Genomic DNA, 13,333 nt, shown 5'->3' with positions numbered 1-13,333 from the left:
TTGTGAGAAGGGCCTGTGCCCGGCAAAGTTTACTGTCCGAAACTGGGCGGTTCCTGAATGGGTGCCCAGTCGATCGGATGCCCCGACTGGATCAGGTCGAGAAAGTACCAGGACACGAGCACAGCGAGAACCACGACGACCAGGGTGCCGACCCAGCCGGGCGCCACCCTGTTGAGCACCACCCGTCCCCCGTGCCGCACGAGCGAGGTGACCGGCCCGAACCACAGGAGTACTGCCGCGATCGCCGTCACAGCGGCCAGCACGACCGCGTAGACCCAGGGTTCGTTCTCGCCCGAGCCGATCACCACCCGGTCGGTAGTCAGTGCCCACCACGCGACGCCGCCGACGATGATGACCGTGCTCGCCGCGACCAGGAGCGAGGGAACCTCCGCGACCACGGCCCGCACCGCGTGCCACGGGCTGCGCACCACGGCACGCAGCCCGTCGCCGCCGCGCGCGCCTCGGACCTCCCGGCGCGAGTGGAAGGAGGAGTGCACGATGCCAACGACGCGGGCGAAGACCGTGAGCGCGAGCAGCACCACGAGCGTCTTGCCCGGGTAGGTGGCGCCGGCCAGCACGAGCGGGACGGCGAGCGCAAGGACCGCGAAGGGCCGACGCCGCACCGGCGGTGCGAGGTAGCCCTGCGGCGCGGGGAACCCGGGACCGGGGCCGTGCTGCGCCGGGTCGGGGTTTGCCATGTCGTAGGGGTAGGGATCCAGCCCGGGCGCGTATGACGCCGGGGCTCCCATCCCCGGGGCCACCGGTGGCACGAGCTCGGTCGCTGCCGCCGTTGCCGGCAGAACCGACGTGTGCGTGAGGTTGACGGCGTCGGCGAAGGGCTCGTGCCGCCCCACCCGCCCGTCGAAGACCTCGGTCTGGTCCAGACCCGCACCCACGACCTCGGTGAGCGGCTGGCCGGCGCCGAGGACCTCCGTCCGGCCGTCCCCGCCGCCGTAGGCGCCGATACCACCGGCCGCTACCCCGACCACGGGAGCGTCCCCGACCTCGGCGGCCTCGCGCAGCGCGGCAACCACCCTGTCGGGCGACCAGCGCAGCGCCGGGTCGGCCGCGAGCGCGCCCCGCAGCGCTCCGGCGGTGAGCGGCCCGAGCCCTGCGACGTCCGGGTCCCCGGACCGGGCCCGGGTGATGACGGCCTCGAGCGGGCGCACGCCGAACGGCGCCCGTCCGGTCGCGGCGTAGACGAGCATCGCGGCCCAGCCCCACCAGTCCGTGGCCGCCGAGGGATCCATCCGGTCGAGGAGCTCGGGCGCGAGGTAGCCCGGGGTGCCCATGACAAACCCGACCGAGGTGACCCGGGCGTCCTCCATCCCGTGCGCGATACCGAAGTCGATGAGGACCGGACCTGCGTCGCTGATGAGCACGTTGCCGGGCTTGAGGTCACGGTGGATCACGCCGGCAGCGTGGACCGCGTCGAGGGCGTCGCGGAGCTGGTCAGCCAGCTCGAAGAGGTCGAGGGCGTCGAGCGGCCCCCTGCCGGCGATCTCCTCCTCGAGGGTGAGACCGTCCACGAGCGCGGTGACGATGAACATCTCCGAGGAGTCGGCCTCCGCGTCGAGCAGGTGCGCCACGGCCGGGTGGTTCACCTTCTGCAGTGCGCTGATCTCACGCCCCAGCCGCCGTCGGGTCTCGGCGTCGGCGGAGACCTGAGCGTGCAGCAGCTTGAAGGCGACGAGGCTCCCCCCGCCGTCGACGGCCTTGTACACCGCGCCCATCGCGCCTGTGCCCAGGGGCGAGACGATGCGGTACCCGCCTATCTCAGTTCCGGGCTCGAGTCCGATCCGCTCCATGACGCTTACCGTAGCTGGCGATGACCGCTCGAGCGTTCTGCGCGGCGCGTTTCCCCGGGTGTCGATACCCTAGGGGTACTACAAGGAGTTGATCATGTATGGGTAAAGATGGGTTCAACCTCGTCGTTGTTGCCAACCGCCTGCCAGTTGACATGTCCATCACCGAGGACGGGACGGTGGACTGGCAACGGTCCCCCGGCGGCCTGGTCACGGCCCTCGAGCCGGTCATGCAGGGCGCCGACGGCGCGTGGGTCGGCTGGTCCGGCGCGCCCGACCTGACGGCCGACCCCTTCGACGTGGACGGCATGCGCCTCGTCCCGGTCAGCCTGAACCAGACCGAGATCGAGCGTTACTACGAGGGCTTCTCCAACGACACCCTCTGGCCGCTCTATCACGACGTCATCGCCCCGCCCGCCTTCCACCGCCAGTGGTGGGACAGCTACCGCAAGGTCAACCAGCGCTTCGCCGAGGCAGCCGCGAGCCAGGCCGCCCACGGCGCGATCGTCTGGGTCCAGGACTACCAGCTCCAGCTCGTCCCCAAGCTGCTCCGTAATCTCCGCCCGGACCTGCGCATCGGGTTCTTCAACCACATCCCGTTCCCCCCGCTGGAGATCTTCCAGCAGCTGCCCTGGCGCCGTCAGGTTCTCGAGGGACTGCTCGGCGCGGACCTCATCGGCTTCCAGCGCGGCGGCGACGCCTCGAACTTCGTCCGTGCGGTCCGCCGGCTCACTGACCTGACCACCCGCGGTCAGCACGTCATGATCGAGGCGACCGACGACGCACCCGCCCGGACCGTGCGGGCCGCGCCCTTCCCGATCTCGATCGACTCCCACCACTTCGACGAGCTGGCCCGCTCCCCGCAGGTCCAGGCCCGCGCACGGGAGATCCGCACAGACCTCGGCGACCCGGAGATCGTCATGCTCGGGGTGGACCGTCTCGACTACACCAAGGGCATCCGGCACCGGATCAAGGCCTACGGCGAGCTGCTCCAGGACGGCCGTCTGGACCCGGCCAAGTGCACCCTGGTCCAGGTCGCCAGCCCCAGCCGGGAGAACGTCGGCGCCTATCAGGAGCTGCGCGACCACGTGGAGACCCTCGTCGGGCGGATCAACGGCGAGTACGGGGAGATCGGCCACAGCGCGATCCACTACCTGCACCACTCCTATCCGCCCGAGGAGATGGCAGCGCTCTACCTCGCCGCCGACGTCATGCTCGTCACGTCCCTGCGCGACGGCATGAACCTCGTGGCCAAGGAATACGTCGCGGCCCGCTCGGACACCGCCGGGGTGCTCGTGCTCTCGGAGTTCACCGGGGCCGCCGACGAGCTCGCGGGCGCGATCATGGTCAACCCGCACGACATCGACGGCATGAAGGACGCGATCTACCGTGCGGCCACGATGGACTCCCGCGAGCAGCGCAAGCGGATGCGCCGGCTGCGGCGCAAGGTCCTCACCGACGACGTCGCGAAGTGGTCCGCAAGCTTCCTGACCACCCTCGGTGGCATACCGGACCCCGCCCACTCCCCGGCCCCCACCACGCTGGCCATGACGCAGGAGTACTCGTGACAGGCGCATCCCACCCCCTCGATGCGGACCTGCTCGACGCCGTCGCCCAGTTCGCGGCCCTCGCCGCCCCAGGGCACCCGCTGCTCGTGGCGAGCGACTTCGACGGGGTGCTCTCCCCGCTCGTCGACGACCCGTCCGCCTCGCGCATGACGCCGACCGCCGCTGCCGCGCTCACCCGGCTGGCCGAGGTGCCCGACGACCGGCTCCGCCTCGCCCTGGTCTCGGGCCGCACCCTGGACTCCCTCGGTGCGCTCGCGCTCGCGCCGCCAGGAACGGTGCTCGTCGGCAGCCACGGCGCCGAGCGCGGCGAGATGCTGCCCACCGCGCCTGGCATTGCGCGCACGCCCTTCGAGCTCAGCGCACGGGAGGCAGACCTGCTCGCCCGGGTGACGTCGGGCCTCGCGGAGATCGCCTCCGGCGTCGAAGGCGCCTGGGTCGAGCACAAGCCGTCTGCGGCGGTCCTGCACACCCGGCTGGCCGCCCCCGCGGACGGCGAGCGGGCCGCCGAGGCCGGGCACTCCCTCGGAACCGAGCTCGGCGCGCACACCATGCGCGGCCAGGACGTCGTCGAGATCGCCGTGGTCGCGGCGTCCAAGGGCCAGGCGCTCACCGTGCTGCGCCTCGAGCTCGCCGCGGCCGCCGTCTTCTACATGGGCGACGACGTCACCGACGAGCGCGCCTTCGAGGTCCTCGGACCTGGGGACCTCACGGTCAAGGTTGGTCCGGCCGCCACGGCGGCCCGGTTCCGGGTGGCCACGACTGACGACGCGGTGGCCGTCCTGGTGGCGCTCGCGGACGCGCTGTCGACCGAAGCGTCGCAGGGAGGTCACGACTAGGCCACAGTCCAGACGTCCACGAAAGGATGTGTGGCAGTATGAGTCCTGGCTCACACCATCGCTGGTAGGAGCTGTGTCAGCGACGACGCTTCTGACACCTTTCACAACGGATCGTCCGGCACGTACCTGCCGGTGAAGGGCTGTAATTACCATGGCAACAGTTACTTACGACCACGCAAGCCGGATCTACCCCGGGACCGAGCGTCCCGCCGTCGACCAGCTCAACCTCCACGTGGAAGACGGCGAGTTCCTCGTCCTCGTCGGCCCGTCCGGTTGTGGTAAGTCCACCTCGCTGCGCATGCTCGCCGGCCTCGAGGACGTCAACGCCGGCCGCATCCTCATCGGTGACCGTGACGTCACTGACGTGCAGCCCAAGGACCGCGACATCGCGATGGTGTTCCAGAACTACGCGCTGTACCCGCACATGTCCGTCGCCGACAACATGGGCTTCGCCCTGAAGATCGCCGGCAAGCCGAAGTCAGAGATCCGCAGCCGTGTCGAAGAGGCAGCCAAGATCCTCGACCTCACCGAGTACCTCGACCGCAAGCCGAAGGCCCTCTCCGGTGGCCAGCGTCAGCGTGTCGCCATGGGCCGCGCGATCGTGCGTAACCCGCAGGTGTTCCTCATGGACGAGCCGCTGTCCAACCTTGACGCCAAGCTCCGCGTCCAGACCCGTACGCAGATCGCGTCGCTCACACGTCGCCTCGAGGTCACGACCGTGTACGTCACGCACGACCAGGTCGAGGCGCTGACCATGGGTGACCGCATCGCGGTCCTCAAGGACGGCGTGCTCCAGCAGGTCGACACCCCCCGCGCGCTGTACGACTCCCCGAAGAACGTGTTCGTCGCCGGCTTCATCGGTTCGCCGGCTATGAACATCGGGACCTTCTCCGTGACGAACGGCGTGGCCAAGATCGGCCAGGCCCAGATCCCTCTCACGCGTGACGCCGTCGCCGGCCTCACCGCCGAGGACAACGGCAAGGTCACCCTGGGCTTCCGCCCCGAGGCCCTGGACATCGTCCCCGAGAGCGACCCGTCCGCGATCGAGATCGAGGTCAACATCGTCGAGGAGCTCGGCTCCGACGCCTACGTCTACGGAACCCTCAAGGGCGACGCCGCCGGGGCCGACCTGGCCTCCGCCGGAGCCGGTGACCACGAGGTCATCGTGCGCATCAACCCGCGCACCGCGCCGGCCAAGGGCGAGCGCATCCACGTCGCGATCCGCCCCGGCCAGGAGCACGTGTTCTCCCCGACCACGGGTCTGCGTCTCTCCAGCCAGTGACGTAGGTTGAGGGGCGGGTGCCGGCGTCGAGCCGCACCCGCCCTTTTTCTGTCTCCGCTCCCCCCACCCGCCGGCCTCGCGACGGCTCCCCCCGACGGGGTCGTCGTTGCGTCCTCCACCACGGAAAGGATGTTCCCGTGGCGCAGAACCTCCAGATCACCGCCTCTTCCCCCGACCCAGCGCTCCTCGACCTCCCCTGGGACATCCCGCTCGAGGACTGGCCCGCCGAGGTCCTTGCAGCCCTCCCACGGGGCCTGTCCCGGCACGTCGTCCGCTTCGTGCGGATGTCCGGCGGGGTGATCGCCGTGAAGGAGATCGGTGAGTCGGTCGCCTACCGGGAGTACGAGCTGCTGCGTCAGCTGAGCCGGATCAACGTGCCCAGCGTCGAGCCGGTCGGGGTGATCACCGGCCGCACGGACAAGAACGGCGAACGGCTCGAGGCGGTGCTCATCACCAAGCACCTGCAGTTCTCCCTGCCCTACCGGTCCCTGTTCAGCCAGGCCCTGCGTCCGGACACCGCGACCCGCCTCATCGACGCGCTGGCCGTGCTGCTCGTCCGGCTCCATCTCATCGGGTTCTACTGGGGTGACGTGTCGCTGTCGAACACCTTGTTCCGCCGTGACGCGGAGACCTTCGCCGCCTACCTCGTCGACGCCGAGACCGGGGACCTGCACCACAAGCTCAGCCCCGGCCAGCGCACCTACGACGTGGACCTGGCCCGCACGAACATCATCGGCGAGCTCATGGACCTCGTCGCGGGCGAGCTGCTCGACGAGGACACCGACACGATCGCCATCGGCGACGCGCTCGTCGAGCGGTACAACGAGCTGTGGAGCGCGCTGACCGACGAGGAGTCCTTCGGCGCCGACGAGCGGTGGCGCGTGGCGGCCCGCATCGACCGGCTCAACCACCTGGGCTTCGACGTGGGCGAGCTCGAGATCACGACCGACATCGACGGGACGAGCGTCCAGATCCAGCCCAAGGTGGTCGACGCCGGGCACCACTCTCGCCGCCTCATGCGCCTGACCGGGCTCGACGTCCAGGAGAATCAGGCTCGCCGCCTGCTCAACGACCTCGACTCCTATCGCGCCGCGATGGACCGCCAGAACGACGACGAGGAGTTCGTCGCCCACGACTGGCTCTCCGGGGTGTTCGAACCCACCGTCCGGGCGGTCCCCCGGGACCAGCGTCGCAAGCTCGAGCCCGCCCAGCTCTTCCACGAGGTGCTCGACCACCGCTGGTTCATCTCCGAGCAGCAGAAGCGAGACGTCCCCATGCCCGAGGCCGTGGAGAGCTACGTCGAGAACGTCCTGCGCGACCGCCCCGACGAGATGGCCATCCTCGGCCTCCCCCCAGACGCAGCCGACCAACAGGAGTAACCCCACCCGCTGAGTGCGGTCGAATGGCTGCCCGATGCCCGATTTGCCCAGCCGTTCGCCCGCACTCAGCGGCCCTGCCCGGCGGGAGCGGGCGCGCGGGCGGGCGGGCGGATGCGTGAGAGGGCGGTGCACCTGGTGGTGCACCGCCCTCTTGGGTCGAGCTGGGTGGGTCAGGCCTGGGCGGCGCGGACCTTGGCGACCTCGTAGAGCGCGATGCCCGCGGCGACGCCGGCGTTGAGCGATTCCACGGTCGAGGCGATCGGGATGGAGACGATGACGTCGCAGGTCTCGCGGACCAGTCGGGACAGGCCCTTGCCCTCGGAGCCCACCACGAGCACGATCGGGTCGACCGAGAATGCCAGGTCACCGACCGACACCTCGCCGCCGCCGTCGAGACCCACGATGAAGCAGCCAGCCGACTTGTACTCCACCAGCGTGCGCGTCAGGTTCGTCGCGCGAGCCACCGGCACCCGGGCCGCCGCACCCGCGGAGACCTTCCAGGCCGACGCCGTCACACCGGCCGAGCGACGCTCGGGCAGGAGCACCCCGTGCGCGCCGAAGGCACCCGCAGACCGCAGCACGGCGCCGAGGTTGCGCGGGTCGGTCACGCCGTCGAGGGCGATGATCAGCGCGGGCTTGCCAGACTCGGCGGCGATGTCGAGGAGGTCCTCGGCGTCCTTGTAGGCGTACGGCGGGACCTGGATCGCCACACCCTGGTGCACGGAGTCGTCCGTGAGCCGGTCGAGCTCGGGCTTGGTGACCTCGAGGAGGTTGTAGCCGCGCCCGGTGGCGATCTGCAGGATCTCCCGGGTCCGGTCGTCGGACTCGAGCCGGGACCCGATGTACACGTTCGTCACGGGGACCTGGGCACGCAGCGCCTCCAGGACCGCGTTGCGGCCCGAGAGGATCTCGTGCGTGGCCGACCCGCTGCGCTTGGCGGGCTTGGACCGTCCCGCGCCGGGGCGGGCGGAGCTGCGCCCGGGAGCCGGACGACCGGACTCGGGGCGACCAGACTCCGGACGACCGGCGCCTGATCGCTCGACGGACGCCTTGCGCTTGCCGGCCGGGTGGTGGGGTCGGTCCTCGGCCTTGGGGGTCGGGCCGCGGCCCTCGAGGGCCTGCTCGCCCCATCCGCCGGATCCCTTGCGGGCGCCCTTCTTCGAACCGGGCTTGCGCACCGCTCCGCGGCGCTGTGAGTTGCCTGCCATCAGTTCTGGTCCTCCGTAGTTGTGGCCGCGAGTGTCCATCGCGCACCGAGTGCTGAGTCCTCGACGATGATCCCGGCCCGCGCGAGGCGGTCCCGGATCGCGTCGGAAGTGGCGAAATCTCGGGCGGCGCGCGCATCGGCACGCGCCTCGAGCTCGCAAGTGATGACCGAGTCGAGGGCCGTGCGGTACCGGCTGTCGCCGGTCGCGGCTGTCCACTGGCGTGGGTCGAGCCCCAGCACGTCGAGCATCGAGCAGACCGCGAGCAGATCCGCCCGGGCCGCGACGTCGTCCCGGTCCGCGAGCGCGGTGTTGCCGGACTTGAGCCGCTCGTGCACGACGACGAGGGCCGCCGAGACGTTGAGGTCGTCGTCCATGGCCTCGACGAAGGCGTCAGGCAGAGCTGCCGTGCGCACCTCGTCGTCGGGCAGGGAGCCCACGCGCTCGGTGGCGCGCTCGACGAAGCCAGCGAAGCGGTCCCAGGTGGCGTCCGCCTCCCCGACCGTCTCGGGCGTCCACTCGAGCATGGAGCGGTAGTGCACCCCGGCGAGGGCGAACCGCAGCACGGCCGCACGGGTGTGGGAGAGCACCTCGGTGACTCCCAGCCCGTTGCCCAGGGACTTGCTCATCTTCGCGCCGCCCTGGGTGACCCATGCGGAGTGCATCCAGTGACGAGCAAAGTCATAGCCGGCCGCTCGTGACTGCGCCTGCTCGTTCTCGTGGTGCGGGAAGCGCAGGTCCAGGCCGCCGCCGTGGATGTCGAAGGACTGGCCGAGGTAGCGCTGGGCCATGGCCGAGCACTCCAGGTGCCAGCCCGGGCGACCACGACCGAAGGGCGTCGGCCAGGAGGCTGTATCGGGCTCACCCGGCTTGGCGGCCTTCCACAGGGCGAAGTCGCGGGGGTCGCGCTTGACGCTCACCTCGGCCTCGTCCGTGGCAGGGGTGAGATCCTCCAGGCGCTGGTTGGTCAGCGACCCGTAGGGCTCCCAGGAGCGCACGTCGAAGTACACGTCGCCGGGACCGGTCTGGTAGGCGTGCCCGGCCGCGACAAGGCGCTCCATGAGGTCGATCATGTCGGTCACGTGACCGGTCGCGCGCGGCTCGTAGGTGGGGGGCTGGTTGCCGAGCGCGTCGTAGGCCTCGGTGAAGGCCCGTTCGTTGATCGCCGCCCAGGCCCACCACTTCTCGCCCGCCGCAGCAGACTTGGCGAGGATCTTGTCGTCGATGTCCGTGACGTTGCGGATATGGGTGACCTTGTTGCCGGTCCGGCGCAGCCAGCGCACCAGGACGTCGAAGGCGACGGCCGAGCGCATGTGTCCGATATGCGGGGGACTCTGAACCGTCGCACCACACACATACACGCCGACCTCGCCCTCGATCAGAGGCTCGAAGTCACGCACGTCTCGCGTGGCGGTGTCGTACAGGCGAAGGGTCACAGAGGCAAGGTTACCGGCGGGCCTGCTCCTGCGTGGAATTGAGCGTGTGGCGCGCGGTTCCGGGCCGCTGCGCTCCCTCCCACGCGGCGCCTCCGCCGGGCGGGCGGGCGGCGCGCTCAGCCGAAGTTCTTGCCCTCGCCGCGGTACGTCGGGACCGTCTCGACCAGGTGCTCGCCGCGGACCAGGTGCACCTCGTCGAAGCGTTCGTACTGCTCCCCCGCCTTGGCGTGCCGCAACCAGACGCGGTCCCCGATCGCTGGCAGCACGGCGACGGTCGCCGAGCCCCGCCCACCGAGCCTCCCGCCGAACAGACCACCGAGCCGCCCATCGAGGAATGGCCGACGTCGCGCCCGGAGCGGGGTCTGCACCTCACCGGCGCCCTCGCGCGGCAGCAGGCCCAGTCCCGGCGGGGACACCACGAGCGGCTGGCGGCTCAGCGAGGGCGGGCCGGAGGCGATGTACCCCCCGCCGAAGGCTGTGGCGTGGTGGGGAGTGGGGTGCCGGACGACGTCCAGGCCGAAGAACGCCGACGGAATGGCGTCCAGCGTGCGGTACCCGTCGAAGAGGCCGGGCTTGTAGAGCCCGGAGCCCGCCGCCACCTCGGTCACGACCGAGTCGGCCGAGCTCGTCTCGAGCGACCCGGTCCCCCCGGAGTTGACGATCTCGAGCGGGCCGACGTGCGCCTCGATGGCCGCGACGACTGTGCCTCGACGGGAGGCCAGGTCCCGCACGGACAGCTTCTTGACCAACCGCACGGCCGCGCTCGTGTCCGGCATGCCGGCGACCTGCCCCTCGTAGAACATGGCGCCCACGAGACGGACACCGTCCGTCGCGGCGGCGCGGGCGGCGAAACGGCCCGCCTCCTGCGGGGTGTGCACGGGCGAGCGGCGTACCCCCAGGTGCACGGTCGCCACCGCCGCCGCGACATGGACCTCGAGCCGCAGCGACGCGTCGACGTCGAGGCACAGCCGAACCGGGAGCGCTGCGGTGTCGGCTGCGGCCGCACTGTCACGGAGGGCGCGGGCGCGGACGTCCGTGATCAGGTCCAGGTGCGCCACGTCGTCGACCATGATCGTGATCTGGGCGAGGGCCCGAGGGGAGATCGCCAACTCGGCGAGCGCGCCGCGGTCCACGCTGGGGTAGGCCACGAGCACGTCGTCGATGCCATTGCCCACAAGCCACAGCGCCTCGGCCAAGGAGTAGGCCATGACACCCCGGAACCCCGGACGGCCGAGGGCGTTCGTGAGCAGCGAGCGCACCCGGAGCGACTTGGAGGCCACCCGGATGGGAACGCCGGCGGCGCGGCGCACGAGCGCGTCGGCGTTGGCTTCGAAGGCGTCGAGGTCGACGACCGCGAGGGGGGCTGGCAGGCCCCGGGTCGCGGCGTCGAGACGCTGGCCGAGGGTCAACGCTCCTCGACCAGGGAGGCGAGGTACTGCGCCATCATGCGGACCTGTTCCTCGGCGGCCGCGTCATCGCGGTCGACGACCCAGGCCATCGACACGCCGTCGAGGAAGGCTGCCGTGAACCGGCCGATCTCCTCGATCGGCCGGGTCCACGTCACGCCGTGGTGCTCGGCGAAGGCGGTGAGGATCGCGGCGGCGAAGGCGCGCCCCTTGTCGTACTGCGCGGTGACCAGGGAGCGCAGCGCGGTGCGGCGCAACGAGACGAGAGCCAGCTCATAGCTGACCAGCTGATAGTCACGCCGGGCCGACAGTGCCTTCCACACCTGCGCCCCGACGGCTTCGAGGGCCTCGGCGACGGGCCCGTCGGCGTCGAGCACCAGCGTGTCCGGGGAGATGTTCTTGGTGGTCACAGACACGCTCATGGCCTGGAGGAGGTCCGTGTGGTCGTCGAAGATCTCCTGCGCGGCCTCCCAGGCGATCCCCGCACTGTGGGCCGCGGCTCGCAGGTTGACATGCTCGATCCCCTGGTCGGCTGCCAGCTGCAGGGCGGCGTCGACGATTCGGTCGCGGCGCTCTTCGAGCGTCCATCCCATTTTTTCTCCTCGGTCGTTTGCATCACATGCCCCCGCACCTCAGTTCATCATGACCTACATCACGCTGCCTGAGGCCAAAGGCCCCACCATCCGGACGTATTCACGCTGGTCCGAGATGACTAGAGTGCTGCCATGACGACCTCGACGCCGCGCGCTCAGGCGTGGACCAACTGGGCCCGCACGACGACGTGCACGCCCGCCCGGATCGTCGCGCCCCGGGACGAGGAGGCCGTCCGCGCGGCCGTGCTCGCCGCCGCCGGGCGCGGGGAGACGGTGCGCGCAGTCGGCGCGGGACACTCCTTCACCCCGGCGGCGGCCACGTCCGGGGTGATGCTCAGCCTGGACCACCTCACAGGCCTGGAACGTCTCGTGCCGCTGCCCGACGGCGGGTCGCTCGTCACGGTCGGCGCGGGTATCCGGCTGTACGCGCTCAACACGCTGCTCGCCGAGAACGGGCTCGCGATGGTCAACCTGGGCGACATCGACCGCCAGTCGTTGGCCGGCGCGCTGAGCACCGGGACCCACGGCACGGGTGGCCGGCTGACCGGCCTGGCCGCGCTCGTCCACGGAGTGCGGGTGCTCACCGCCGACGGGTCCGTGGTCGAGGCCGACGCCCAGAGGCGGCCAGCGCTCTTCCAGGCGGCCCGCCTGGGGCTGGGCGCGGTCGGGGTGCTGCTCGCGGTGACGCTGCGGACGACGGCGGCTTACACCCTCACCGCGCAGGAGGAGCCGTGGGCCCTCGACGCGGTCCTGGACGGGCTGACCGGTCCGGGCAACCTCGTCGACACGAACGACCACTTCGAGTTCTACTGGTTCCCGCACACCCGGCGCGCGCTCACCAAGCGGAACAACCGCGGGCCGGCGGATACAGGCTCCAGGCGGGGGCCCTTGCCCGGCGGCGCGAGTGGTGCCAGCGCCTCGCGCTGGTCGCGAGCCCGGCGCTGGATCGACGACGAGCTGCTCTCGAACGGACTGTTCACCGTCACGAACGAGGTCGGCGTCGTCGCGCCGGCCACCATCCCCTCCGTCAACAACATCGCCTCCCGCGCGCTCTCCGCCCGGACCTACACCGCGCCCTCGCACGAGGTCTTCGTGACCCCCCGCAGGGTGCGCTTCAGGGAGATGGAGTATGCCGTCCCTCGGGCCGACCTGCCCGAGGTGCTCGGTGAGGTCGACCGGTGGATCAAGTCCTCGGGGGAACGGGTGTCCTTTCCCGTCGAGGTGCGCTTCGCCGCGCCCGACGACGTCTGGCTGTCCACCGCGTACGGGCGTGAGCCCGCCTACATCGCCGTCCACCAGTACATCAAGACCCCGCACGAGCGGTACTTCGCCGGCGTCGAGACGATCCTGCGCCGCGCCGAGGGGCGCCCGCACTGGGGAAAGCTGCACACCCTGGGTGCGCGTGAGCTCCGCGAGCTCTACCCGCGGTTCGAGGACTTCCAGGCGGTGCGCACAGAGCTCGATCCCGCGGGGCTGTTCGCCAACGCGTACACGCGCCGAGTGTTCGGGGACTGACGGCTGGACCCTGTACGGGGATCGTACGGGGATACCGGCTACGGCAGGCCCCGGACCGAGTTCGGACCTCCCAACTCTCAAGATGGGAATTCCCCTGCCATTGTTTCCGGAGCTCAGAAGATAGTCATCCGGAGACCGGCGTCACATTCTTTCGTGGCATTGTGACGCCGTCGCTCGTCTAGAGTTGTCCGTCGGCGCCCGGCCCTCCTGCCAGGCCCAACGCCTCGAATGCGTCGGACCGGCTCGCGAGACCTTCGGCGTCGACTATACCGGCTCATCAGAGTTGCGGTGGGAGGAGCAGCCCGCCG

10 protein-coding genes are annotated in these 13,333 nt (G+C 70.7%); 5 read left to right on the top strand and 5 right to left on the bottom strand.

Annotated elements, in window-relative coordinates; translation table 11 throughout:
- Positions 1-29: 29 nt before the first annotated feature.
- Positions 30-1,808 carry a protein kinase domain-containing protein gene (locus BLQ50_RS10065; protein ID WP_093183389.1) on the bottom strand — a complete coding sequence of 593 codons (1,779 nt, stop codon included), beginning with the start codon at positions 1,806-1,808 and terminating at the stop codon, positions 30-32.
- Positions 1,809-1,906: 98 nt separating this feature from the next.
- Between BLQ50_RS10065 and otsA the strand changes: the two genes are divergently transcribed.
- From otsA to BLQ50_RS10045, 4 genes are all read left to right on the top strand, one after another.
- Positions 1,907-3,373 carry an alpha,alpha-trehalose-phosphate synthase (UDP-forming) gene (otsA, locus tag BLQ50_RS10060; RefSeq protein ID WP_093183387.1) on the top strand — a complete coding sequence of 489 codons (1,467 nt, stop codon included), beginning with the start codon at positions 1,907-1,909 and terminating at the stop codon, positions 3,371-3,373.
- Positions 3,370-4,209: a trehalose-phosphatase gene (gene otsB, locus BLQ50_RS10055; protein WP_093183385.1), complete on the top strand. Its 840-nt coding sequence runs from the start codon at positions 3,370-3,372 to the stop codon at positions 4,207-4,209. Before otsA ends, otsB begins: the two co-directional genes overlap by 4 nt.
- A 151-nt stretch (positions 4,210-4,360) precedes the next feature.
- On the top strand, positions 4,361-5,491 hold the full coding sequence (locus BLQ50_RS10050) for an ABC transporter ATP-binding protein (RefSeq protein ID WP_093183383.1): 1,131 nt from the start codon (positions 4,361-4,363) through the stop codon (positions 5,489-5,491).
- A gap of 137 nt (positions 5,492-5,628) precedes the next feature.
- The gene (locus BLQ50_RS10045) at positions 5,629-6,870 is read left to right on the top strand and encodes a DUF4032 domain-containing protein (protein WP_093183381.1); all 1,242 of its coding nucleotides are present in this window, start codon (positions 5,629-5,631) and stop codon (positions 6,868-6,870) included.
- Positions 6,871-7,040: 170 nt separating this feature from the next.
- Here the strand turns inward: BLQ50_RS10045 and rlmB are convergent, their stop codons facing one another.
- The 4 genes from rlmB to BLQ50_RS10025 form a co-directional block, all read right to left on the bottom strand.
- Complete coding sequence (gene rlmB / locus BLQ50_RS10040; RefSeq protein ID WP_093183379.1) at positions 7,041-8,078, bottom strand: 23S rRNA (guanosine(2251)-2'-O)-methyltransferase RlmB; 1,038 nt, start codon at positions 8,076-8,078, stop codon at positions 7,041-7,043.
- Positions 8,078-9,511 (bottom strand): cysteine--tRNA ligase, encoded by a 1,434-nt coding sequence (gene cysS / locus BLQ50_RS10035; RefSeq protein ID WP_093183378.1) that lies wholly within the window; start codon positions 9,509-9,511, stop codon positions 8,078-8,080. The genes rlmB and cysS overlap by 1 nt, the downstream gene beginning before the upstream one ends.
- Before the next feature lie 116 nt (positions 9,512-9,627).
- Complete coding sequence (locus tag BLQ50_RS10030) at positions 9,628-10,920, bottom strand: alanine racemase (protein WP_093183376.1); 1,293 nt, start codon at positions 10,918-10,920, stop codon at positions 9,628-9,630.
- Entirely contained in the window at positions 10,917-11,510 is a 594-nt protein-coding gene (locus tag BLQ50_RS10025; protein ID WP_093183374.1) for a TetR/AcrR family transcriptional regulator, read from the bottom strand. The genes BLQ50_RS10030 and BLQ50_RS10025 overlap by 4 nt, the downstream gene beginning before the upstream one ends.
- Positions 11,511-11,642: 132 nt before the next feature.
- Between BLQ50_RS10025 and BLQ50_RS10020 the strand changes: the two genes are divergently transcribed.
- On the top strand, positions 11,643-13,025 hold the full coding sequence (locus tag BLQ50_RS10020) for a D-arabinono-1,4-lactone oxidase (RefSeq protein WP_093183373.1): 1,383 nt from the start codon (positions 11,643-11,645) through the stop codon (positions 13,023-13,025).
- The last annotated feature ends 308 nt before the right edge of the window (positions 13,026-13,333 follow it).

This window comes from Sanguibacter gelidistatuariae (assembly GCF_900096585.1).
GTDB lineage: Bacteria > Actinomycetota > Actinomycetes > Actinomycetales > Cellulomonadaceae > Sanguibacter > Sanguibacter gelidistatuariae.
The sequence above is the reverse complement of the archived record's forward strand: the minus strand, read 5'-3'. Positions and strand labels throughout refer to the sequence as shown.

Excerpts from the sequence above, each read along its gene's own strand:
- BLQ50_RS10065 (WP_093183389.1), bottom strand. The coding sequence starts at position 1,808 with ATGGAGCGGATCGGACTCGAGCCCGGAACTGAGATAGGCGGGTACCGC.
- otsA (WP_093183387.1), top strand. The coding sequence starts at position 1,907 with ATGGGTAAAGATGGGTTCAACCTCGTCGTTGTTGCCAACCGCCTGCCA.
- BLQ50_RS10050 (WP_093183383.1), top strand. The coding sequence starts at position 4,361 with ATGGCAACAGTTACTTACGACCACGCAAGCCGGATCTACCCCGGGACC.
- rlmB (WP_093183379.1), bottom strand. The coding sequence starts at position 8,078 with ATGGCAGGCAACTCACAGCGCCGCGGAGCGGTGCGCAAGCCCGGTTCG.
- BLQ50_RS10025 (WP_093183374.1), bottom strand. The coding sequence starts at position 11,510 with ATGGGATGGACGCTCGAAGAGCGCCGCGACCGAATCGTCGACGCCGCC.
- BLQ50_RS10020 (WP_093183373.1), top strand. The coding sequence starts at position 11,643 with ATGACGACCTCGACGCCGCGCGCTCAGGCGTGGACCAACTGGGCCCGC.